This is a genomic window from Pseudomonas sp. 3296, assembly GCF_031456615.1.
In the GTDB taxonomy this organism is placed as follows: Bacteria; Pseudomonadota; Gammaproteobacteria; order Pseudomonadales; family Pseudomonadaceae; genus Aquipseudomonas; species Aquipseudomonas mucoides.
Window position 1 is genome coordinate 678343 of sequence record NZ_JAVDUY010000001.1, and the last position, 21479, is coordinate 699821.

Genomic DNA, 21479 nt, shown 5'->3' on the forward strand with positions numbered 1-21479 from the left:
GGTGCCCGCGAGTCCAACCGGCACCTTTGTGAATGATGGCGTGATGATGCTGCGAGTTTTAGCCTTGAGCCTGACCTTGTTTACCGGCTACGTGCAGGCCACCGTCCTGCAACGACCTATTACGCTGGATACCGGCACCGGTGAGCTTTTCGGCTCGCTGTTGCTCCCCAAATCCGACAATCCTGTGCCAGTCGTCCTGATCATTTCCGGCTCCGGCCCTACAGATCGTGACGGCAACAACACCGACGGCGGACGCAATGACAGCCTCAAACGGCTCGCCTGGGTGCTGGCCAAACACAACATCGCCAGCGTGCGTTACGACAAACGCGGTGTGGCAGCGAGCCTTGCCGCCACGCCGGATGAACGCAATCTTTCGGTTGAAGCCTATGTGGCCGATGCCGAAGCCTGGGGCCAGAAGCTGAAAAGTGATCCGCGTTTCGGCCCGCTGATTCTGCTCGGCCACAGCGAAGGCGCCTTGATCGCTACCCTGGCGGCGCCAAGTGTAAATGCCGCGGCGGTCATCTCGCTCTCCGGCAGCGCTCGCCCGGTCGATCAGGTGTTGCGTCAACAGTTGAGCAATCAACTGCCACCGGCGCTGATGCTGCGCAGCAATGAGCTGCTCGACAGCCTCAAGGCCGGTCATACCGACGACAACGTGCCGCCTCCCCTTCAGACGATTTTCCGGCCCAGTGTGCAGCCGTACCTGATTTCATTGTTCCGTCAGGACCCGGCGGCAGCGTTCGCCCGGTTGAAGATGCCGGCGTTGATCATCCAGGGTAGCAACGACATTCAGGTCGGTGTCGGCGACGCCAGGCTGCTGAAAGCCGCCAAACCGGACGCCGAGCTGGCGCTGATCGAAGGCATGAACCACGTCATGCGCATTGTGCCCAACGACGTCAAACGGCAATTGGCCTCTTATAAAGACCCGCAATTGCCACTGGCGGCCGAGCTTGGCACCCGCATCCTCGGGTTTATTGACGGACTTCGCCCCAGTTAAGCGCTGTTGGCCCTCCAGTCCTGTCAAAAACGGCCGATAAGCCTTTGTCGCCAGCGCAATGGCTGGCGGCAGGGCTTGGACAGGATCTCGCCGTTATGACTGATACCCAGACTTCACCCGACACCACCGCTGAAAAAGACGCACCGCCAGCGGTTGAGCTGCCGTGGGCGGACGTCCACGTCGAGCACCACAAGATGCTCCGTCTGGCGCCGCTGAAAACCGACCGCAACACCGGCGGGCGACCGCTGCGCTTTGTCGAATTCGGCTATGCCGAACGCAACAGCAAGGAGCGGAGCCTGATGCGCATGAGCATCTCCCTGCCCGGCCAGCGTGTGCGCAAAGAACAGAATCACCTCGACGTGTGGGTCGATCACACCACCAAGCGTGTGCATTTCGGCCCCGACAGCGGCTTGCAGATAGAACCGATGAACCGTGGCATCGGCCGCTTCATGGCCGCTCAAGGCATCACGTGGGCGAAGAAGCGCTGGTCCGGTTACACCGTCGACGGCACGGACCTGAACAATAAAGATGCGCTGAACGAAGACACCCGCCTGCGCCGCGATCACTTCCTCAAGGCCCATGGTTTTGAGGTGGTGTATGCCGATGCCCAGCATTTGAAGGGCAGCGTCAAAGACGTGCAGGTCGGTGACCTGTCGGGCGAGTGGAACACTGAAAAGCTGCAACTGGTGGAAATTCTCGAAGCGGCGCAGATGCTTCAGCAGGCCGAGCAGAACCTGGCCGAGCAGGAAGTGAAGCTGAAGACGCACGAGGAAAAAGTCAGCAAGTACAAGCGTGAAGACGCCGGGCTGCGCTTTACCATTACATGTCTGGTGGCGTTTGCGATGTTTCAGGCGGGGTTGTTGATCTGGATTGCTACGCACCGCTGACTCATCGTTCCCACGCTCTGCGTGGGAACGATCAGTGCGGAGTCAGACGCGAGAAGCGAACAGTGCCTGATGATCGCGGCACTGCTCAGCCGTCAACATGAACACGCCGTGTCCGCCGCGCTCGAAATCGAGCCAGGCGAAATCGACTTCCGGGTACAGTGCGTCGACGTGAACCTGGCTGTTGCCCACTTCGACAATCAGCAAGCCTTTCTCAGTCAGATGATCCGCCGCTTGCGCCAGCATGCGGCGCACCAGGTTCAAACCGTCATCGCCACAGGCCAGGCCCAGCTCCGGCTCGTGCTGATACTCATCCGGCATATCGGCGAAATCTTCCGCATCGACGTAAGGCGGGTTCGACACGATCAGGTCGAAACGTTGACCGGGCAAACCATCAAAGCCATCGCCCTGAACCGTGTACACGCGTTCATCGACACCGTGACGCTCGATGTTCTGATTGGCCACTTCCAGCGCTTCGAACGACAGGTCGGCCAGCACCACTTCGGCGTTCTGGAACTCGTAGGCGCAGGCGATACCGATGCAACCGGAACCGGTGCACAGGTCGAGAATGCGCGCAGGCTCGGCGCCCAACCAGGGCTCGAAGCGTTTTTCGATCAGCTCACCAATCGGTGAGCGCGGGATCAGCACGCGTTCGTCGACGATAAAGGACATGCCGCAAAACCACGCTTCGCCCAACAGGTAAGCGGTCGGAATGCGTTCTTCGATGCGGCGCTTGAGCATGCGTTGCAAATTGACCAGCTCATCGTCTTCCAGCGCGCAGTCGAGGTAGCTGTCGGCGATTTCCCACGGCAGGTGCAAGGCACCCAACACCAGTTGACGGGCTTCGTCCCAGGCGTTGTCGGTCCCATGGCCGAAAAACAGATCCTCCCCATGGAAGCGGCTGACGGCCCAACGGATATGGTCACGCAGGGTACGAAGGCGGGAAGTGATCACGGCGGCAAACTCCAGAAAAAACGACTGGCGATTCTAACAGCCAAAACGCGCCACGACGACGCAGGAAAAACACCGGGCCGAATGTAGGAACGATCCCTTTTTGTCGCTGGCTATTGAACAAAACCCGCAACTTGACAAGGCTGAGAGCCAGCAATGACGGCGCCTACGATAGTAGCGATTCACAGAACCGCTCAGCCAGAGGACAATGTCGCAAAAGCCCCACTCCAAGGAGCCCCAGAATGTCCGTTCCAAAAACGATGTTTCAACTCAGCGGCCGCGGTTACGCAGCAGCCAATCTGAGCCATGCGACCCTCGTCATCATCGATGCCCAGAAGGAATACCTCAGCGGTCCGCTGGCCCTGAGCGGCATGGACGCTGCCGTCGCGAACATCAAGCAATTGCTGGCAGCTGCCCGCGCAGCCGGCCGGCCCATCGTGCATGTACGCCACCTCGGCACGGTCGGCGGGTTGTTTGACCCACAAGGCGAGCGCGGTGAGTTCATCCCCGGCCTTGAGCCACAGGCCGACGAAACCATCCTCGGCAAATTGCTGCCAAGTGCGTTCCACGGCACCGAACTGGCCAAACGCCTGGAAGACCTCGGCGCCCTTGACCTGATCGTCTGCGGTTTCATGAGCCACTCCAGCGTCAGCACAACAGTGCGTGCCGCCAAGAACCTGGGTTTCCGTTGCACGCTGGTGGAAGACGCCTGCGCCACGCGCGACTTGCCTTACAAGGGCGGCGTACTGAGTGCCGAGCACGTTCAGCAGACAGAAATGGCGATCATGGCGGACAACTTCGCCACCCTCGCGCTCACTCACGATCTGATTTGATCGACCCGTGATGAGCGGCCAATAGCGCCGCTCATCTGCAAAAGCCTCTCGTTTGCCGCAATTGTCTTAGCCTCAGGAACATCCCGGTCAAGTCCCGGTCGAAGGGCCGATACCCATTGAGGAAGGTCGGAATGAAGTTATCCGATGGTTTTGACGCTCGCCGCTTGCGGCCCAAAGGCCAACGCAACTGGCGTTTTCGTATTGGCGCGGCGTTTGCCGCGTTGCTGGCAACGTGCGGTGTATTGCTCGCCATGGCCGCCGCCGCCAGCCTGCTCGGCCACGCACCTGCGCTGGGCGAACTGAATACCAGCCGCATCGGTGCGGCAATGGTCCTGGCGGTCGGCCTGTTCGTGCTGTACCTCGGCGTGTGGCTGTGGCGTCGCTGCCGGCGCCGCTCGCGTCAGTCGCGTGAGCTGAACATGTCCCCGCACCTGATGAAAAAACACGATTGAACCGAGGCCTGGCATCTGCCGGGCCTCAATTGTTATGGATAGCGCCTGGACTTGGGTAAACTGGCCGACCTTCGCGGAGGCTGACATGCAAGACGACGATTTTTCCCTGTTCAAAAGTGCGATCCAAGGCGTCAAGCCGATCAAGCACGATCGCGCCGAAACCGGCAAACCCAAGGCCGATCGCGCGCAAATCGCCAAGCTGCGTCAAGCCGCAACCATTCGTACCGATGCCACCACCGTGGATGGGCTGTCCGATCAGTTCGTCATCGATGTCGGCCCGGAAGACGAGTTGATGTGGGCCCGTGACGGTGTCCAGGAAAGCCAGATGCGCAAGCTCAAGATCGGGCAGATTCCGTTCGAGGGCAGCCTCGACCTGCACGGCATGAGCGTGGAAAAGGCCCGGGAAACCCTTTGGGCTTTTCTGGCCGAAGCGACCAAGTTCGAAATTCGCTGCGTGCGCGTCACCCACGGCAAAGCCGTGCGCCTGGACGGCAAGCGGCCGATGATCAAGAGTCACGTCAACACGTGGTTGCGCCAGCATTCACAGGTGCTCGGCTTCACCTCGTGCCAAGCTAAACATGGCGGCGCCGGAGCGGTTTATGTGATGCTCAAACGCACCATGATGGAAGGTCGCGACGAGTAAAGCTGTCGCGTCATGCTTGCAGCGCCGTGTTTGCCACCGTACCCTTGCCCTTTGCGAAAATCCCCACAGGTAGTTTCATGTCCCTGGAACAGAATTACACCGCGATTCTCGGCCAACTGGGCGAGGACGTCTCCCGCGAGGGCCTGCTCGACACGCCAAAACGTGCCGCCAAAGCCATGCAGTACCTCTGCCGCGGTTATGAACAGACGCTCGAAGAAGTCACCAACGGTGCCTTGTTCAGCTCCGATAACAGCGAAATGGTGCTGGTCAAGGACATCGAGTTGTACTCGTTGTGCGAACACCACCTGCTTCCGTTCATCGGCAAGGCACACGTCGCTTACATCCCGAGCGGCAAAGTATTGGGCCTGTCGAAAGTAGCGCGAATCGTCGACATGTACGCTCGCCGCCTGCAGATCCAGGAAAACCTCAGCCGCCAGATCGCCGATGCGGTCCAGCAAGTCACCGGTGCCCTGGGCGTTGCGGTGGTGATCGAGGCCAAGCACATGTGCATGATGATGCGCGGTGTGGAGAAGCAGAATTCATCAATGATCACGTCGGTGATGCTGGGTGAGTTCCGCGAAAACGCCGCGACACGCAGCGAGTTTCTCAGCCTGATCAAGTAATTCGTTACACGAAGAAAACCGGCATTCATCGCCGGTTTTTTTTCGTCTGCAAAAAATCAGGTAAGCTGCGCGCCCTTCTTCATTCGCACCGTGAGGCTTTCAACGTGTTCGTAAAAGCGCTTCGTGTCGGCCTTGGCCAACTGATCATCTTCATCGATTTCATCACCCGTCCGGGCAAGAAGCAGCGCCCTGCCGAGGCTCAGGCCAAGGTCAACTCCGCTGCCAAGGACCTGACCCTGTATCAATTCCACGCCTGCCCGTTCTGCGTGAAAACCCGCCGCAGCCTGCGTCGCCTGAATGTGCCGGTGGCGCTGCGTGATGCAAAGAACAACGAACAGGATCGCCAGACCCTGCTGGAGCAAGGTGGCAAGATCAAGGTGCCGTGCCTGCGCATTGAAGAGAATGGGCAGACGACCTGGATGTATGAGTCCAAGGTGATCATTGATTATCTGGACAAGCGGTTTGCGGCTGCTTGATGGTTTTGGTGGTGTTCTGACGGACGCCATCGCCTCAAAAATAAACCGGCCCAATGGCCGGTTTATTTGTTTATGACCTCCCTTCAGGCAGCTTCAGCCGCTTGCGCCTGACGCACCACTGTCGCCAATCGCTTCAATCCTTCATCCAGCCGCGCCGGTTCGATGTGGCTGAAGTTGAGCCGCAGATGCCCAAGGTGGTTATCCGGATCCGGAAAGAACGGCTCCCCCGGCATGAACGCCACATCATTGGCCAACGCCGCGTTGAGCAAGGTTCTCGTGTCCATCGGCTGTTTCAGCGTCAACCAGAAAAACAGCCCGCCCTGGGGCACATTCCAGTCGGCCAGGTCGGCAAAGTGTGTTTCAAGCGCCAACTGAAAGGCGTCCCGTCGCACCCGGTAAAAATCTCGCAGTTCACTCAGGTGAGCCTGGAATTTCTCGGTGCCGATCCATTGCAGCGCCTGCCATTGACCAACCCGATTGGTGTGCAGGTCCGCCGATTGCTTGAGTTTCAGCAAATGCGGGAACAGGTCCGGGCTGGCGATCAGGTAACCGACACGCAAACCCGGCAGCAGGGTTTTCGACACAGTGCCGGTGTAAATCCAGCTGGCTTTCTTCAAGCGACTGACGATTGGGGTCGCGCTGCCACCGTCAAACGTCAGCTCGCGGTACGGCTCGTCTTCGATCAGGGTGACACCGAACTCATCCAGCATCGCGGCCACAGCGTCGCGCTTGGCTTCGCTGTAGCGCACCGCCGACGGGTTCTGGAAAGTCGGGATCAGGTAGATGAACGCCGGGCGGTGTTTTTCCAGGCGGGCACGCAATTGCGCCAGATTCGGGCCATCGGCCTCTTGCGGGACAGTGATGCAGTCGGCGCCGAATAGTTGGAAAATCTGCAATGCCGCCAGATAAGTCGGCGCTTCCAGCAGGATCTCGGTGCCTTTGTCGATGTAAAGCTTGGCCGCCAAGTCGAGGGTTTGTTGAGAACCGCTGACCACCAATACCTGGCTCGCCTCACACGCCACGCCCAATGCCCTGGCTTGCGCCACCAAGGCTGCTCGTAATGCCGGTTCGCCTTCGCTCATGCCGTATTGGCCCATGGAGACAGGCATGTCAGCCCATTCGACGGTCGGCAGCATGACTTCGGCCGGCAAGCCGCCAGCGAACGACATCACTTGCGGACGCTGGGCTGCGGCGAGGATTTCACGGATCAAAGAACTTTTAAGGCGCGAGACACGTTCGGAAAAAGCCATGGGATCACCGGTAGCGAGGCTTGAGGGAATTGAGTCAAACTGGTTGACCGAAATTACGCCGCCCCGAACGGATACGTCAATATGCTTGACCTTAAAAGCCCGATTTCCCAGCAAGAAGCCATGGAAGCTTTTTTTTTCGGCTACCAGGCCTTCACCGCCAAGGCCGATGAAATGCTGGAGCGCCGGGGCTTGAGCCGGGTACACCAGCGCATCGTGTTTTTCATTGCCCGCTATCCGAATCTCAGCATGAAGGAGTTGTTGGCGTTGTTGGGCGTGACCAAGCAAGCGCTGAACATGCCGTTGCGTCAGTTGGTGGAGATGCATTTGGTGAACAGTGTTGCGGCGGAAACGGACAAGCGCAAACGCCTGCTGGAGTTGACTGAGGATGGCGCGCGGTTCGAGCAGTCGCTTCGACGTGAGCAGGTGAAATTGCTGGAGCGGGTGTTCGCCGAAGCCGGGGAAACGGCGGTGGATGGATGGTTGGCGGTGAATAAGGCGCTGGGGCAAACCCAGGTGCTTGCAGACTGAGTGTTCTGGTTGATGGATGTGTAGTGGCTGGTTTAGCAGGCTCACTCCTACCAGGGAATGCAGTCAACTGTGGGGCGTGGCTTGCCCGCGATGGCGTCCTTCCTGGCGATATATCCCTATCGCCAACATTTTCGTAAACAAAATCAAAAACATTATTTGCTTTCTTTGTATACAAAAGCATAATCCACTTCGTGCGAGTTTCTGACCGTACGGTCAACAAATTCGCAAGTGCCTCAAAGGACCGCTGCCACCCTCATGGGTTTCCGGTCCTGGAAATAACAATAAAACTCTTGAGGAGTACTCGCTGTGGAAAGCCGCAAATCCGAAGCATCGACGCTGGAACTCTCGCCGCCGTTACGCAATGGCTTGCTTGAGCGCATCTTCAAACTCAGCTTGCATGGCACCACGGTGAAGACCGAGCTGATCGCCGGTCTGACTACCTTCATCACCATGGCTTACATCATCTTCGTCAACCCCAACATCATGGCCGACGCCGGGATCGATCACGGCGCCGCATTTGTGGCGACCTGCATCGCCGCCGCACTGGGTTGCCTGTTGATGGGCCTCTACGCCAACTGGCCGGTCGGCCTGGCGCCGGGCATGGGCCTGAACGCTTTCTTTACCTATACCGTGGTCGGCACCATGGGCTACAACTGGGAAACCGCCCTCGGCGCGGTGTTTGTTTCCGGTGTGTTGTTCATGATCCTGACCTTTTCCAGGATTCGCGAATGGCTGCTCAACAGCATTCCAGTGAGCCTGCGCTTTGCCATGGGTGCCGGCGTCGGTCTGTTCCTGGGACTGATCGGCCTGAAAACCGCGGGCATTGTCGTCGACAGCCCGGCGACCCTCATCAAGCTCGGTTCCCTGCGCGAACCCGGCCCGCTGCTCGCCGCCATCTGCTTCCTGATGATCGCCATTCTCAGCTACCACAAAGTGTTCGGCGCGATCCTCATCAGCATCATCACCGTGACCCTGGCCGGTTGGGGCCTGGGGTTGGTGCACTACGAGGGCATCATGTCGGCCCCGCCGAGCCTGGCCCCGACCTGGATGGCGATGAACCTGGCCGGTGTGTTCAACGTCAGCATGATCAGCGTGGTCCTGGCGTTCCTCTTCGTGCACATGTTCGACACCGCCGGCACCTTGATGGGCGTGGCCCAGCGTGCCAACCTGGTCGGCGCCGACGGGCGGATCGAAAACCTCTCCCGCGCCATGAAAGCCGACAGTGCTTCCAGCGTCTTTGGTGCGATCGTCGGTGTTCCGCCGGTCACCAGTTATGTTGAAAGTGCCGCGGGTGTTGCCGCGGGTGGTCGGACAGGTCTTACCGCCGTGACCGTTGGTGTGCTATTTATTGCGGCGATGTTCTTCGCACCACTGGCCGGCATGATTCCCGCTTATGCCACCGCCGGCGCGCTGATTTATGTGGCGATGCTGATGATGGGCGGTATGAAGCACATTGAATGGGACGAAGCGACCGACAGCATTCCGGCCATCGTGACCGCGATCATGATGCCGCTGACCTTCTCTGTCGCTGACGGTATTGCGCTGGGTTTCATCACCTACGTGGCGTTGAAGGCCGGCACCGGCAAATACAAGGAAATCTCCGTCAGCTTGTGGGTGCTATGCGCGATCTTCATCGCCAAGTTCATTTTCTTGTAAGCCGCCTGCGTTTCACAAACAGTGTTTCAAAACAGCCTCACCCCAGTGGGGCTTTTGCACAAATGGAGGAAAGTGATGAGTCTGGAAACCTGGCTGCTGTTCAGCGGCGCTGCGCTGGTGGTAATCCTGATCCCTGGGCCCCTGTCATTGCTGATGATCAGCAACAGTCTGAATTATGGTTTGCGCCGTTCTTACCCCGCGTTCCTGGGTGGAGTGATTGCCTCGATCTGCTTGCTCAGTGCCTCGGCGCTAGGCCTGGGCGCCCTCCTGCTGGCATCGGAACAGTTGTTTAGCGCGCTGAAAATCGTTGGTGCGCTGTACCTGTTCTACCTCGCCTGGCAGAGCTGGCAGCAATCGCGCCAGCCATCGGTTGGCGCTGAAGTGCCCCAGGCGGCGCCGGTTCCGCGTTTTCGTGCTCTCTTCGGACGCGCATTCGTGTTGGGCGCGAGCAATCCGAAGGATATTTTGTTCTTTGCTGCATTCCTGCCGCAGTTTCTGAGCGCCGAACAACCGTTCCTGCCGCAGTTGCTGGTGATGATTGCGACCTGGACCGTGCTCGATCTGCTGTGCAAATTGACTTATGGGCTGAGCGCTCATGGCGCGGCCAGGTATTTACGCAGTGGCAAAGGACAAAGTTGGTTTAACCGGGTGAGCGCAGGACTTTTCAGTGGAGCGGGCGCGGCCTCCTTATTAAGTAATCACTGATCATATCACCCTATTACTTGAACACTTTATTTCATTAGATGTTATCAACACCAACGCACTAAGAAGTGCTTGCCAGGGATGGCAACACTTCAACCCCACCCCGCAACAAACAGCAACACGCAACCTACATATTTATAGTTGTCTTTCCAGAACTCCCCCTAACATGGCGCAGCGACTTCGCACACTACGCCTGAAAAAAGGAAGTTCTTATGGCAATTGTTTTCCAACCAGCCAACCCTGATCACTATAACGCCGTCGAAGTTACGGACATTGACCTGCAAGCCAATGAGTACTCGCCGACCACTATTGATATCGAAAAAGAAAACATCACCTCCACCCGGCATGAAACAAACGCCAATAGAAGCCAGCTAAGCGTTATAGATGAGCTGTTCGGCCCGATCAGGATAGGCTCCCATTCGATTACCCGATGCGCACTGGACGCACTGGGTGCGACATCCAATGGTCAGGGATTGAGCGGTCAAAACACATTTTTTCGCCATCCCAAACGGTCTTTCGTCAACTCGTTGCAGTTTGACTCTTTGCTCATTGAAGCCCGTATGCGCTCAACCGGTACAAAAGACGATTACGCACTTCCTTCATTGCTGTTCGAAATGGCGTCGCAACGCCCGTTAACAGCGCCGCCCCTGCTAAGTGACAAATCCGATACGCTTGCTGATCCTGAACAGTACCGACTCAAACTGGACAAACTACTGAAAGCGGCGCAGAAGCTTGATATACGCCACGCGCACTTGCCCAAAAGTACCCCTCCTTGGGTGAATCGGATCAAGAGCAGCAGCATGGTCAGTGTAGGGACCGGGCTTCAGGCCTTTGGCATTTACAGCGGATTACGTGGGCTTCAAGACGCCATCGCGCGCAAAGACCACGGCGAAGTTGTATTCAACAGTCTCAGTACATCAGCAGAAGTCACGTCATTAGCCGTGGAAGTTGCAGTAACCAAGCAAGCAAAATACATGATCGAAGCAGGGCAAAAAGCCTACAAGGATTTTGCCAAAACCAGCTTCGGCGTTCGGCTGGGACGTGGTGCCGGATTGATCGCAAGCGCACTGACGCTACCCTTCGATGTTATTTCCGCCGTTAAATCCTTTAACCATGCAGCGACGGCGACAGGCAAGGAAGCCATGGATCACTATGTCGCCGCAGGCTTGAGCGTGACCAGCGCGGCAATGACGTTGATGTTGGGTACCGCAGCGTTGGCAGGCTTCTCCTTTATCGGACCGGTCGGGCTGGCAGCCGGCCTTCTGCTGGTCGCTGGATCCCAAGTTTATGCCGCAGTACGCGTTGTCGACGATATTGATGATTACATCGAACTCACTACCCATGAGCGCCTGCGCACGGGCTGGTTCGCGTTTTGGGGAATCAGCCCCGACGAAAACATACAAACCCGCCACGCGATCGCCAAATCAACCGTTGAACATTCGAGGTTGTTACAGGCGACTGCCCGAAAACTACTGGAAGGCAGGTTAAAGGACAGTACCGAGGTCATTGTGAACGGCGGGTTTACGGTAGAACTGACGCCGACACGGGTGCCGAGCTTCGATTGGGATGCCCAACAGTACACGTATAAAACCGTCCGGAAACCGCATGTTATTGACAGTGACGACACCCTTGATGCGCGCAGCGGAGTGACTGCGGATATGCCGGGTGCAGCGTTTGGAGCTCCCGGAGCACACAAAGGAGTGGCGTGGTTTATTGGCGGCGGAAACGACACCATTCTTGGCATTGAAAAAAAGCCAAACAGGTTCTATTACGGCGCAGGTATCAAGAACCTGAGCGGGGGCGAGAATGATGATGAATTCGTCTTCGAGGGCGCTGCCGAACTCCTCAAAAATGGCCCAAAAGACCCTCTGCCCACTGCATTGAAAGGTGGTTTGGGCAACGACACATTAGTCGTCACCGGCAGCTACACCGGGCGCAACCCACAACGATTTGGATACTTCATCGATCTGGAGGATGGGCGGCTTTCTATCATTACCCGTGACCAGGCCAATGACAGTCGTTTTAACTATCGACACACACTTCTAGAGAGCATTGAGAACGTAGAAACCCTGGCGGGCGCGGAAAACAAGGTCATCGGTACCGACGGGCCGAACATTATCAAGTCTCGGGGTCGCGACACCATTGAGGCGGGCGCTGGGGATGACAAAATCTACCTGCTGAACAATCAAGGCTCAGCCACCGGAGGGCCCGGAAAGGATCACTTTGCAGTGGCCCATAAATCCGGCAGCGTATTTATTACTGAAGATGGTGTGGACGAGAGCGTCATTGCACTTGACTGGAGAATGGACCTGATTAAAGGCTGGAAGATCGAGGAACAGGAACTGGTCATCACCTCAGGATTTGATCTCGATGACATCAGCGAGAGGGATGTCTACATCAAGAACGTCTATAAAACAGTCAACAATCAACGACACCTGCAGAACAGTAAACTGACGTTTGTTACAAAGGACGGGTTCCATTTGATGCCTGAACTTCCTGACACGATTGAGACGACTGACCCGCTCGACATTAAAACCGTCGTTACCCAACAAGGAACAACACAAAACCCGGTCATACTTTACAACCGCAATTACACAATCGCACATGACAAAGACACGAGCTATTGCATTTCGAGAATCAATGAGCATACAACCCTTGCAGTAAAACAACGAAGCTCAAACACGCTGACAACCCTTTATATGGATTACGCCAGCCATGAGCTGACCCGGGCCGAGGCTTACTACAATGTAGACCTGATGCGCCAGCCTGATTTTGACCGCATCATGTATAAAGAAAGCGGCATGACCTTTCACTTTGACAGTAAGCGATTGACTATCAAGAACCTGGCCAGCTCTATCTGGAGCGGTGACCATAGAATCACGAGTCGGCTGACTCGCCCCACCAACGTGTTGAACCAACATTTTATTCTGATCATGAAGGATGGCGTTTCTTATAGAGTCAACCCGCCCTCCTTACCCGATACAGCATTTTCCAATGATCAGTTCGAAATAAACGGTCCGATGGAGCGCACCAGCGAAGTACCGCTGCCACTCGCGGCTAGAGACGGAAAGTATATTTTTCGTCAACCCCTGGACAACGAAAGTCATAAACTGGGCAACCGAGAGAAATGCGTCAAACTTATTGCTTACCCGGATCAAACAGCCATCGAACATTTGGACGGAGACGGCTCTACCTATCTTCTCCACCTCAGCGCCGAAATGACGTTAAGCATTTCAACGCCAGGTGCTCGGGCAAACGCCATCCTCAAATCACAATCGGCGTCTACTTGGGAGTTCGATGCAACGGGACTCGCCTACACCCGCATCAAGCGGGTGGATAACCATCTGCTGATCGGACACACCGTCATTCATCTCCCCCACTACGACGATCCCCAAGACTTGATCGATCAAATACGTGTCATCACTCCAGACGGGGTTGTCTACAAAGTCGATCTTGATTTCGACGAAATCTATATTGACTCGCTGGATGGCAGATACTTTAAAGGCCACGTTCTGAACGAAGGAGCCCTATTGGCAGAACTGACATCCTTGAAAATCGAAGACCTTGCCGTTCGAAATATAGCCATGAGAGACGGCACTGCCGGCAGCCTGTCTTACAACCTGTCAGATCGTCGCTGGATACTTGACACAGACAAGTTCCGCACTGTCCTTTACACCGACCTCGTACCGATAAACCGGTGTGCGCACCAACTCAAACACTGTTATGAACTAATGGAACTCGCCATCAAGTCCACCCCTCCTGCGAGCGCCGCCAATCTGCAGCTACTTTTAAACACCTGCAAGCTTTTATAGTGCCTGCTGAAGACATATATCACTATTAAGCTGAAGCCTTTTGTAGCAAAAATCGCCACACCCTATAACTATTTATAGCCTCTCGATATCTAATTCATTCAAAACTGACCACTGTAATGTCCAGGGCCGTGCACCTTCACGAGCCCTGCTTTTCACCCAACTAACTTTTCGTCCATTTCAGGTGCTTCCTGATTTAGACCTTCACCAGATTACTTATCGGATTTACGGTCATGGCTAAACCACCCAAGAAAGTTTCCAGCCCCAATACGCCAGGCACTTCATCGGCACTCCCCAGACCTTTCCCTGAGGACGACGTGGCCAGGGTCGGCCCATCCGGCCGAACTGATACGCCCGTGCGTGGAGGCGAACCCTCCACCGACACCCCAGCCTCCAATACGTTTCCAGGCGACACTACTCAGCAACAGCCCGTTGTTGTCACCCACATGCCTGCCCACACTTCCCGCCCCTTCGTGCAACACGAAAACCTGGTGTCCTGGCCCCTTGGACAGATTGATCAACTGATACGCGTCGGTGATACCGGGCTCTTCATGAGCAAGGAGCAACGGTTATATGCCAACCTTGAAAACGCAGGCATTGGCAGAGTCGAACCCAACGCCAACGGCGATTACCAAGTCTATTTCCCTTTCGCTCCTGAGCGTGCAGGACCGGTGCTACGAAAAGTCGAAGGCAAGCCCCTGTGGGCCGTTTTGCCATCAGTTCCAGGCTTGCCCGCAGGGAGGGCGCACGCGACCGTTTCGACCGTTGACAGGCCTGTCCAGCTCATCAGAAATCCGGTCGTGATTAAAAAACTGCCGACCGCCAACAAGCTCGGAATACGTTGGCACAACCTGCGAAGTTATGTCGAATTGCTGGACGAAGGCATTGTTCAAGTCGCCAGAAACGCAAATGGGGATTATCAAGCGACATTTGGCCAGGAATGGACACCTTCCGGCCCCATACTCGAGAGGATTGGACTGACACGATTCTGGCGACGTAAACCCCAGACGCAGGCCACTGATCAACAGGCGGTTCATCAACAGTCATCTACCGTCGAAGAGGCCGGTCCGAGCAAGCGTCTGCGCCTTGAGGAAAATGAAGAGCAGCCAAACATAACTGGACCCGCGCAACAGACAATTCCTCTCTACCCAACCCACCCGGTCAAAGCAAATCCGTACCTATGGGTATCATGGGGAAAGGTCAACAAGCCTCAAGCAAGTGAATCCATACAGATTGGTGAACTTCACTATCAAACGGTACCCGAGGTAAAAAACGTACAAAGAGTCTTGAACTACCTCCAGCATCCCGAATTCCCACCCTCACGCTTCGACCTGTTCGAACAGATGCTGCACGCAAAACCATGGTTGCAACCCGTACCGATAGTCTTGAATAGCGACGGCAAGTGGATTGTGAATAGTGCACGCCGATTGTTTGAAAAACCGATGACAGAATCCGTTTCGAATGTATTCCCGGACTTTTCACCGATCACCTCGCGGGCTGTCGCAAAGAAGCTGTTTGAACATTCGGGGAATTCCGAAGTGATCGCCCGGGAAGGTTTATACACCACCGCTCTCACTCTGGATCACTGGAAGGAACGGGTGGGCATCTTTGATGCAAAATTCGAGAACCCGATTGATTTATTGCCTGTCGCTTCGCGCGTGGATCATGAGGGGACAATCATTTCCATGGTGCCTGCGACATTTGGCGAACCGTTGCACAGACTGGACTTCCTTCCCGGACATTTCCAGATGGAATGGGACAACTTTGTGGCGGACCGCTCCGACTATAACCTCAAACGGTTAGCCAGCACCGTGCTGATCCGCAACGGGTATGAGGTATTTCCTTTACTGAATGAGCATCGCAATCCCAAGCTGATATTCAGACGCACGGGCCACGACAAGGTTTATTTCCTGAAACTCGGGATTGTTGAGAAAAATGCAATTGAACTAAACCCGTCTCCCATTCCCGAAATTGCCTCCCCGGCTTTAGTTTTACAGGTGGGTACTGAAGCCCAGCAAGCACTTATCACCGCCAATCAACAGAACAACATCGTCTGGCTATTAGGTGGATTTCAAACAACCCCGTCGGGATGGCAGTCCGTTTTCATTATCAGAGAGCGTTAATCACAGCCATCTTCATTCGCAGCCGAAAATCACTAAAGCTCCTTATCAGATCTTCGATCTTTATCGCTTGTATATCACCAACTCAACTAACTTTTAAGGAACACTACTCATGGCTAAACCGCCAAAAAGAGTTTCAACTTCCAATACATCTGATACTTCGACAACCCTTCCAAGGTCTTCGCCAGAAGATAGTCGGGTACGGGGCGGCGATCACGCCGCAGCGATCGGCGGACCACTGGGAGATGCCAATCCCGTTACCGACGCCAACGTGTCCAGTTCATCGCAAAGTACCTTGCCTCGTCAGCCGGTCGTCGTTACCGACTTACCTGTAAACGCTACCAGCGCCGCCGAAATCGCTGCCAAAATGATTTCCTGGCCTCGAAACAAGGTCGATGAACTGTACAAGATCGCCGACACCGGGCTGTTCATGAGCCGCCGGCAACAGCTTTACGCTGATATTGGCGAGGAAGGCATTTTTCTGATCAAGGCAAACGCGAGAGGCGAATATCAGGTTCCCCTCCCGTTTGCTCCGGATCAACCAGGCCCGATCCTCAAGAAAGTTCCTGACCGGCCACAGTGGCGAATCGTCCGGGAGGGCATGGTGCTTCCCACCGCAAGCGTACCAGCGAGGCCGGAAACGCTGGAGATCCTACCCCGGCACTTGGCTGACAAGCTGACGCCACCCGATGCCAACGGCCTTCGCTATGACAAGCTGAGAAGAACCTATGTCGACCTTGTGGAAGAAGGCACGGTCCTTGTTCGCAAAAATACGGACGGGAACTATCAGGCCTCCTCAACGAGCGAATTGACCCCTTCGGGCCCGGTACTTGAAGGCATTGACGGGATGACGCTTTGGCAGCGCAAAGCAATCAACACCACAGCCTCAGACACTGAAGATTCAGGTCCCACCCCAGGCAAACGCCCTCGCCTGGATGAAAATGCCGAGGCGTCCGATCCCGTAGCAGATAACGACCATCCTGCTGCCACCTTGAATGAAAACCCGTATTTGTGGGCCTCCTGGGGGAAAATCACCAAGCCTGATTCGGTGGAATCCATAAAGATCGGTCAGCTTCATTACCCGATCGTGCCGAAGGGGCCGATGGCCGATCAGCTACCCCTCGTTTTCATTCAACACCCGGGATTTGCGCCCTCCCGTTTCGAGGCATTCGAACGCATGCTGCACGAAGCACCTTCGTTGCAACCCGTCGCCACTAGCCACCAGGCCGGGACAAATACCCGAAAAGTCGACGGTGCGGCTCGCCTCTTTGAGAAATCACTGACGCAACAGGTCGCGGATGTCTACAAGGGGTTCACGGAGCAGACTTCTCGCGCCGTCGCCAAGCGATTATTTGAGCTTTCCAATGAGTCGGAGGTGTTCAATGGCACCGGATTGGCGCGAATGAAGCAAACCTTCCGCTACTGGGACGGCAAGTCGAATATCGGCGTGCCACGACTCGGCGACCCGTTGGATATGTTGCCTGTTGCGTCTGGCAGTGAAGGCGCCAGACGGATCGTCGAATTGCACGCTCCGGATTCCGTGGTGCCCCTGCAGCAGTTGAACTTCAGACCTGACAGCACGCACGCCTGGCAGTTTTACGCAGAGTTGCCCAACGGACCGGGCCGCCTTTCGTTATTCCTTGCTTCGATTCTGGGCCACAACGGCTACAAGGTCTTCCTTCCCGCAAGCGCTGAGAATGTCCAGCTCACTCCCCCAACGCTGGTATTCAAGAGGCCCAATCACAACAAGGTCTACTTTCTTAAACTGGGACGTGTGGAGACCGATGCGATTGAAATCATGCCGCCGTCCATACCAGAGCTTGCCGACCCTCATCTGAGGGCTCGCGTGGGTGCCGAAGCCCACCAGTTATTGCTCACCGCCGATGCGAAGGGTGATGTGGTTTGGCTGATAGGCGGCGTCCAGCACCTGCTCGCTGGAAATCCTTCGGTTTTCATCATCAAGGAACGCTGACAGAGAAACGTACGCACCTCGCCGTCCGTCGATGGGATGCCACCCAAAGGTACGAGGTCAAACTCGACGCAAAAAAAGCCCGCAGTGTGAGCGGGCGAAAGACCAAAGAAGCTATATGCGCAGTCGCTTCCAGGTTGAGGCAGCTGCTTGGGGGATCAGCTGCCGCGGTACGTGGAATAGCTGTAAGGCGAAATCAGCAACGGCACATGGTAGTGATCCTGTTCCGCAGAGATGCCGAAACGCAGCACCACTACATCCAGAAACGCCGGCTCCGGCAGCTGAACGCCACGGGCGCGGTAGTAATCGCCCGCATGAAACTGAACCTGATAGACCCCGGTGCGGTAGTCATCGCCTTGCAGCAGCGGTGCATCGACACGGCCGTCGCTGTTGGTTGTCGCGCTGGCGACCAATTCCAGGTGCGAACCTTCAACGCGGTACAGCTCGACCTTGATCGAGCTGCCCGGGCAACCGTGTGCAGCGTCTAAAACGTGTGTAGTCAAACGTCCCATTGATTCTGCGCGCCCGCCTGCGTAAAGCAGTCAGGCCTCGCGCCTCCCGAAGTCAGTTGAAAAGGAGACCGCACCGATTCGGAGCACGAATCACTGCGGCGAGCGACTGATTAAGACACTTTTCATAAAAATTGTACACAATAAAAACGACATATTTCCCACCATGTCCGCCAGTCGGGAATTCGCAGCGAATTTATGACTGCGCCATACGATCAGCGGACCTTCTATCCCATAACTGACCAGTCAGGCAGGTTTCTTGCAATACCAGCTATTCATGACAGTTCGCGAAAAATGCAAAAAATCAGGCTTACAAAGTGAATATAAAGTTGTATACAATCAGCCCATCGCTGTGACGCCAGCCTGACTTTCATCGCCAAGGCGCCACACAACCTGTCAACACGAATAAGAAGGAAGACTGCAGTGAGCGCTGACTACCCACGCGACCTGATCGGTTACGGCAGTAACCCTCCTCACCCACACTGGCCGGGCAATGCCCGTATCGCGCTGTCTTTCGTACTCAATTACGAAGAAGGCGGCGAGCGCAACATCCTGCACGGCGATAAAGAATCTGAAGCCTTCCTCTCCGAGATGGTTTCGGCGCAACCGCTGCAGGGCGCGCGCAACATGAGCATGGAATCCCTTTACGAGTATGGCAGCCGTGCCGGCGTCTGGCGGATTCTGAAACTGTTCAAGGAATTCGACATTCCGCTGACCATCTTCGCCGTCGCCATGGCCGCCCAGCGCCACCCGGACGTGATCCGCGCGATGGTCGATGCCGGCCACGAAATCTGCAGCCACGGTTACCGCTGGATCGACTACCAGTACATGGACGAAGCGCAGGAACGCGAGCACATGCTTGAAGCGATCCGCGTCCTGACCGAAATTACCGGTGAACGCCCGCTGGGCTGGTACACCGGCCGCACCGGTCCGAACACCCGTCGCCTGGTGATGGAAGAAGGCGGTTTCCTCTACGACTGCGACACCTACGACGACGACCTGCCCTACTGGGAACCGAACAACCCGACCGGCAAGCCGCACCTGGTGATCCCGTACACGCTGGACACCAACGACATGCGTTTCACCCAGGTCCAGGGTTTCAACAAGGGCGACGACTTTTTTGAATACCTCAAAGACGCCTTCGACGTTCTGTACGCTGAAGGCGCCGAAGCACCGAAGATGCTATCAATCGGCCTGCACTGCCGCCTGATCGGCCGTCCGGCGCGTCTGGCTTCGCTCAAGCGCTTTATCGAATACGCTAAAAGTCATGAACAGGTGTGGTTCAGCCGTCGCGTCGACATCGCTCGCCACTGGCACGAAACCCACCCGTACCAAGGGCCTGCCCAATGAGCACCTTTCAAACGCTGAAGCCATCGAGCCTGAACCGCGGTGCATTCGTCACCGCCTTCGCCGACATCTACGAACATTCGCCATGGGTGGCCGAAAAGGCCTTCGACCTGGGCCAGGACGCCTCGATCGACGAGATCGAAACCCTGCACCAGCGCATGAGCGACATCCTGTTGAGCGCCGATCATCAAAGCCAACTGGCCTTGATCAACGCTCACCCGGACCTGGCTGGCAAAGCCGCCGTCCAGGGCCAACTGACCGAAGCCAGCACCAACGAACAGGCTGGCGCCGGTATACACCAATGCACGGCCGAAGAGTTCCAGCGCTTCACCGAGCTGAACGACGCCTACAAAGCCAAGTTCAAGTTTCCCTTCATCATGGCGGTAAAAGGCAGCAACCGGCATCAGATCCTCGCGGCGTTCGAAACGCGCATTCACAACTCGGCAGATACCGAATTCAAATGCGCGCTGGCAGAGATCAACAAGATTGCGTTGTTCCGTTTACTGACCCTATAGCGAGCTTTGCCCGAGCGACACTGAACGCATACATACATCGCCCAGGGCACTGCAAGCATCCCAAGCCAACTTATTAAAGGCAGACAAGAAGAATGAAAGCTTACGCCGTACCTTTCGAGAAGTTCGTCAACCTGGCCGACGCCCGCCTGGGCACCAAAATCATCTCGGTCACCGATGACTGGTTCGCTGACGCCAACCGCCTGTTCCAGCCAACCCCGGCTGTGTGGAAAGAAGGCGTGTTCGATGACAACGGCAAGTGGATGGATGGCTGGGAGTCGCGCCGCAAGCGCTTCGAAGGCTACGACAGCGCCGTGATCCGCCTCGGTGTTCCAGGCTCGATCAAAGGCGTCGACATCGACACTTCATTCTTCACCGGCAACTTCCCGCCGTCGGCCTCCCTGGAAGCCTGTTTCCTGGCTGAAGGCGAGCCGACTGAAAACACCCAGTGGGTTGAAGTGCTGTCGGCCGTCGAGCTGCAAGGCAACAGCCACCACTTCCACGAAATCAACAACGATCAGGCGTTCAGCCACCTGCGCTTCAACATCTACCCGGATGGCGGCGTGGCCCGTCTGCGCGTGTACGGCGTGCCGCACCGCGACTGGTCTGCTGTGGGCGACAATGAACAAATCGACTTGGCCGCAGCCCTGAATGGTGGCCGCGCCCTCGCCTGCTCCGACGAACACTTCGGTCGCATGAGCAACATCCTCAACCCGGGCCGTGGCATCAACATGGGCGACGGCTGGGAAACTGCACGCCGTCGTACCCCTGGCAATGACTGGGTGATCGTCGCGTTGGGTCATGCCGGTGAAGTCGAGAAAGTCATCGTCGACACCCTGCACTTCAAGGGCAACTACCCCGACACCTGCTCGATCCAGGGCGCATTCGTGAAAGGCGGCACCGACAGCCAGATCGAAACCCAATCGTTGTTCTGGCGCGAACTGCTGCCGGCGCAGAAACTGGAAATGCACGCCGAACACACCTTCGCCGAGCAGATCAAGGCGCTGGGCCCGATCACCCACATTCGCCTGAACGTGTTCCCGGATGGGGGTGTGAGCCGCCTGCGCGTTCTTGGCAAGGTTGCTAAATAAGGTGTAGATGATCGTTCCCACGCTCGGCGTGGGAATGCATACCGTGACGCTCCGCGTCACAGTGGACGCGGAGCGTCCATGGCGGCGTTCCCACGCAGAGCGTGGGAACGATCAAATTCAAAAGATC

The 21479-nt window shown here is 56.4% G+C and carries 19 protein-coding genes; 16 read left to right on the forward strand and 3 right to left on the reverse strand.

The annotated features are described in order from the left end of the window. The first annotated feature begins 43 nt into the window (after positions 1 to 43). Positions 44 to 997: an alpha/beta fold hydrolase gene (locus tag J2X66_RS03240; protein WP_310261440.1), complete on the forward strand. Its 954-nt coding sequence runs from the start codon at positions 44 to 46 to the stop codon at positions 995 to 997. A gap of 95 nt (positions 998 to 1092) precedes the next feature. Then, positions 1093 to 1884 carry a hypothetical protein gene (locus J2X66_RS03245; protein ID WP_310260758.1) on the forward strand — a complete coding sequence of 264 codons (792 nt, stop codon included), beginning with the start codon at positions 1093 to 1095 and terminating at the stop codon, positions 1882 to 1884. Between the two features lie 42 nt (positions 1885 to 1926). On the opposite strand, the gene prmB is transcribed toward J2X66_RS03245, so the two are convergent. Continuing rightward, the gene (gene prmB, locus J2X66_RS03250) at positions 1927 to 2835 is read right to left on the reverse strand and encodes a 50S ribosomal protein L3 N(5)-glutamine methyltransferase (RefSeq protein WP_310260761.1); all 909 of its coding nucleotides are present in this window, start codon (positions 2833 to 2835) and stop codon (positions 1927 to 1929) included. 239 nt (positions 2836 to 3074) lie between these two features. Here prmB and J2X66_RS03255 point away from each other — a divergent pair, with 239 nt between their 5' ends. The 5 genes from J2X66_RS03255 (at position 3075) to J2X66_RS03275 (ending at position 5859) form a co-directional block, all read left to right on the forward strand. After that, positions 3075 to 3665: a cysteine hydrolase family protein gene (locus J2X66_RS03255; protein WP_027922498.1), complete on the forward strand. Its 591-nt coding sequence runs from the start codon at positions 3075 to 3077 to the stop codon at positions 3663 to 3665. Positions 3666 to 3796: 131 nt separating this feature from the next. Further along, entirely contained in the window at positions 3797 to 4117 is a 321-nt protein-coding gene (locus tag J2X66_RS03260) for a hypothetical protein (RefSeq protein WP_310260764.1), read from the forward strand. An 85-nt stretch (positions 4118 to 4202) separates the two neighbouring features. Further along, positions 4203 to 4760 (forward strand): Smr/MutS family protein, encoded by a 558-nt coding sequence (locus J2X66_RS03265; RefSeq protein WP_123434159.1) that lies wholly within the window; start codon positions 4203 to 4205, stop codon positions 4758 to 4760. A 77-nt stretch (positions 4761 to 4837) separates the two neighbouring features. Then, positions 4838 to 5383, forward strand: coding sequence for a GTP cyclohydrolase I FolE (gene folE / locus J2X66_RS03270; protein WP_003204506.1), 546 nt, complete (start codon positions 4838 to 4840; stop codon positions 5381 to 5383). Between the two features lie 104 nt (positions 5384 to 5487). Further along, entirely contained in the window at positions 5488 to 5859 is a 372-nt protein-coding gene (locus J2X66_RS03275; protein WP_310260799.1) for a glutathione S-transferase N-terminal domain-containing protein, read from the forward strand. 83 nt (positions 5860 to 5942) lie between these two features. On the opposite strand, the gene J2X66_RS03280 is transcribed toward J2X66_RS03275, so the two are convergent. Continuing rightward, entirely contained in the window at positions 5943 to 7109 is a 1167-nt protein-coding gene (locus J2X66_RS03280) for a PLP-dependent aminotransferase family protein (RefSeq protein ID WP_310260802.1), read from the reverse strand. Between the two features lie 81 nt (positions 7110 to 7190). Here J2X66_RS03280 and J2X66_RS03285 point away from each other — a divergent pair, with 81 nt between their 5' ends. The 6 genes from J2X66_RS03285 (at position 7191) to J2X66_RS03310 (ending at position 17896) form a co-directional block, all read left to right on the forward strand. After that, on the forward strand, positions 7191 to 7637 hold the full coding sequence (locus tag J2X66_RS03285) for a MarR family transcriptional regulator (protein ID WP_310260804.1): 447 nt from the start codon (positions 7191 to 7193) through the stop codon (positions 7635 to 7637). 306 nt (positions 7638 to 7943) lie between these two features. Further along, entirely contained in the window at positions 7944 to 9293 is a 1350-nt protein-coding gene (locus tag J2X66_RS03290) for an NCS2 family permease (RefSeq protein ID WP_310260807.1), read from the forward strand. A 75-nt stretch (positions 9294 to 9368) separates the two neighbouring features. Then, positions 9369 to 9998: a LysE family translocator gene (locus tag J2X66_RS03295; protein WP_310260812.1), complete on the forward strand. Its 630-nt coding sequence runs from the start codon at positions 9369 to 9371 to the stop codon at positions 9996 to 9998. Positions 9999 to 10207: 209 nt separating this feature from the next. Continuing rightward, positions 10208 to 13807 (forward strand): calcium-binding protein, encoded by a 3600-nt coding sequence (locus J2X66_RS03300; RefSeq protein WP_310260814.1) that lies wholly within the window; start codon positions 10208 to 10210, stop codon positions 13805 to 13807. A 230-nt stretch (positions 13808 to 14037) separates the two neighbouring features. Further along, complete coding sequence (locus J2X66_RS03305; protein WP_310260817.1) at positions 14038 to 15927, forward strand: hypothetical protein; 1890 nt, start codon at positions 14038 to 14040, stop codon at positions 15925 to 15927. A 109-nt stretch (positions 15928 to 16036) separates the two neighbouring features. After that, positions 16037 to 17896, forward strand: a complete 1860-nt coding sequence (locus J2X66_RS03310) for a hypothetical protein (protein ID WP_310260820.1) — start codon at positions 16037 to 16039, stop codon at positions 17894 to 17896. A gap of 155 nt (positions 17897 to 18051) precedes the next feature. On the opposite strand, the gene uraH is transcribed toward J2X66_RS03310, so the two are convergent. Then, positions 18052 to 18405, reverse strand: a complete 354-nt coding sequence (gene uraH, locus J2X66_RS03315; RefSeq protein ID WP_007944445.1) for a hydroxyisourate hydrolase — start codon at positions 18403 to 18405, stop codon at positions 18052 to 18054. Positions 18406 to 18825: 420 nt separating this feature from the next. Here uraH and puuE point away from each other — a divergent pair, with 420 nt between their 5' ends. From puuE to alc, 3 genes are all read left to right on the forward strand, one after another. After that, positions 18826 to 19752, forward strand: coding sequence for an allantoinase PuuE (gene puuE / locus J2X66_RS03320; protein WP_310260823.1), 927 nt, complete (start codon positions 18826 to 18828; stop codon positions 19750 to 19752). Further along, positions 19749 to 20264 carry a 2-oxo-4-hydroxy-4-carboxy-5-ureidoimidazoline decarboxylase gene (gene uraD, locus J2X66_RS03325; protein WP_310260826.1) on the forward strand — a complete coding sequence of 172 codons (516 nt, stop codon included), beginning with the start codon at positions 19749 to 19751 and terminating at the stop codon, positions 20262 to 20264. Before puuE ends, uraD begins: the two co-directional genes overlap by 4 nt. 92 nt (positions 20265 to 20356) lie before the next feature. After that, entirely contained in the window at positions 20357 to 21352 is a 996-nt protein-coding gene (alc, locus tag J2X66_RS03330; RefSeq protein ID WP_121733428.1) for an allantoicase, read from the forward strand. Positions 21353 to 21479: the final 127 nt, after the last annotated feature.

What these genes read in the sequence shown, in the direction of transcription:
- J2X66_RS03240 (WP_310261440.1), top strand. Translation starts at nt 44, where the DNA reads ATGATGCTGCGAGTTTTAGCCTTGAGCCTGACCTTGTTTACCGGCTAC.
- J2X66_RS03245 (WP_310260758.1), top strand. Translation starts at nt 1,093, where the DNA reads ATGACTGATACCCAGACTTCACCCGACACCACCGCTGAAAAAGACGCA.
- J2X66_RS03255 (WP_027922498.1), top strand. Translation starts at nt 3,075, where the DNA reads ATGTCCGTTCCAAAAACGATGTTTCAACTCAGCGGCCGCGGTTACGCA.
- J2X66_RS03260 (WP_310260764.1), top strand. Translation starts at nt 3,797, where the DNA reads ATGAAGTTATCCGATGGTTTTGACGCTCGCCGCTTGCGGCCCAAAGGC.
- J2X66_RS03265 (WP_123434159.1), top strand. Translation starts at nt 4,203, where the DNA reads ATGCAAGACGACGATTTTTCCCTGTTCAAAAGTGCGATCCAAGGCGTC.
- folE (WP_003204506.1), top strand. Translation starts at nt 4,838, where the DNA reads ATGTCCCTGGAACAGAATTACACCGCGATTCTCGGCCAACTGGGCGAG.
- J2X66_RS03280 (WP_310260802.1), bottom strand. Translation starts at nt 7,109, where the DNA reads ATGGCTTTTTCCGAACGTGTCTCGCGCCTTAAAAGTTCTTTGATCCGT.
- J2X66_RS03285 (WP_310260804.1), top strand. Translation starts at nt 7,191, where the DNA reads ATGCTTGACCTTAAAAGCCCGATTTCCCAGCAAGAAGCCATGGAAGCT.
- J2X66_RS03295 (WP_310260812.1), top strand. Translation starts at nt 9,369, where the DNA reads ATGAGTCTGGAAACCTGGCTGCTGTTCAGCGGCGCTGCGCTGGTGGTA.
- J2X66_RS03300 (WP_310260814.1), top strand. Translation starts at nt 10,208, where the DNA reads ATGGCAATTGTTTTCCAACCAGCCAACCCTGATCACTATAACGCCGTC.
- J2X66_RS03305 (WP_310260817.1), top strand. Translation starts at nt 14,038, where the DNA reads ATGGCTAAACCACCCAAGAAAGTTTCCAGCCCCAATACGCCAGGCACT.
- J2X66_RS03310 (WP_310260820.1), top strand. Translation starts at nt 16,037, where the DNA reads ATGGCTAAACCGCCAAAAAGAGTTTCAACTTCCAATACATCTGATACT.
- uraH (WP_007944445.1), bottom strand. Translation starts at nt 18,405, where the DNA reads ATGGGACGTTTGACTACACACGTTTTAGACGCTGCACACGGTTGCCCG.
- uraD (WP_310260826.1), top strand. Translation starts at nt 19,749, where the DNA reads ATGAGCACCTTTCAAACGCTGAAGCCATCGAGCCTGAACCGCGGTGCA.
- alc (WP_121733428.1), top strand. Translation starts at nt 20,357, where the DNA reads ATGAAAGCTTACGCCGTACCTTTCGAGAAGTTCGTCAACCTGGCCGAC.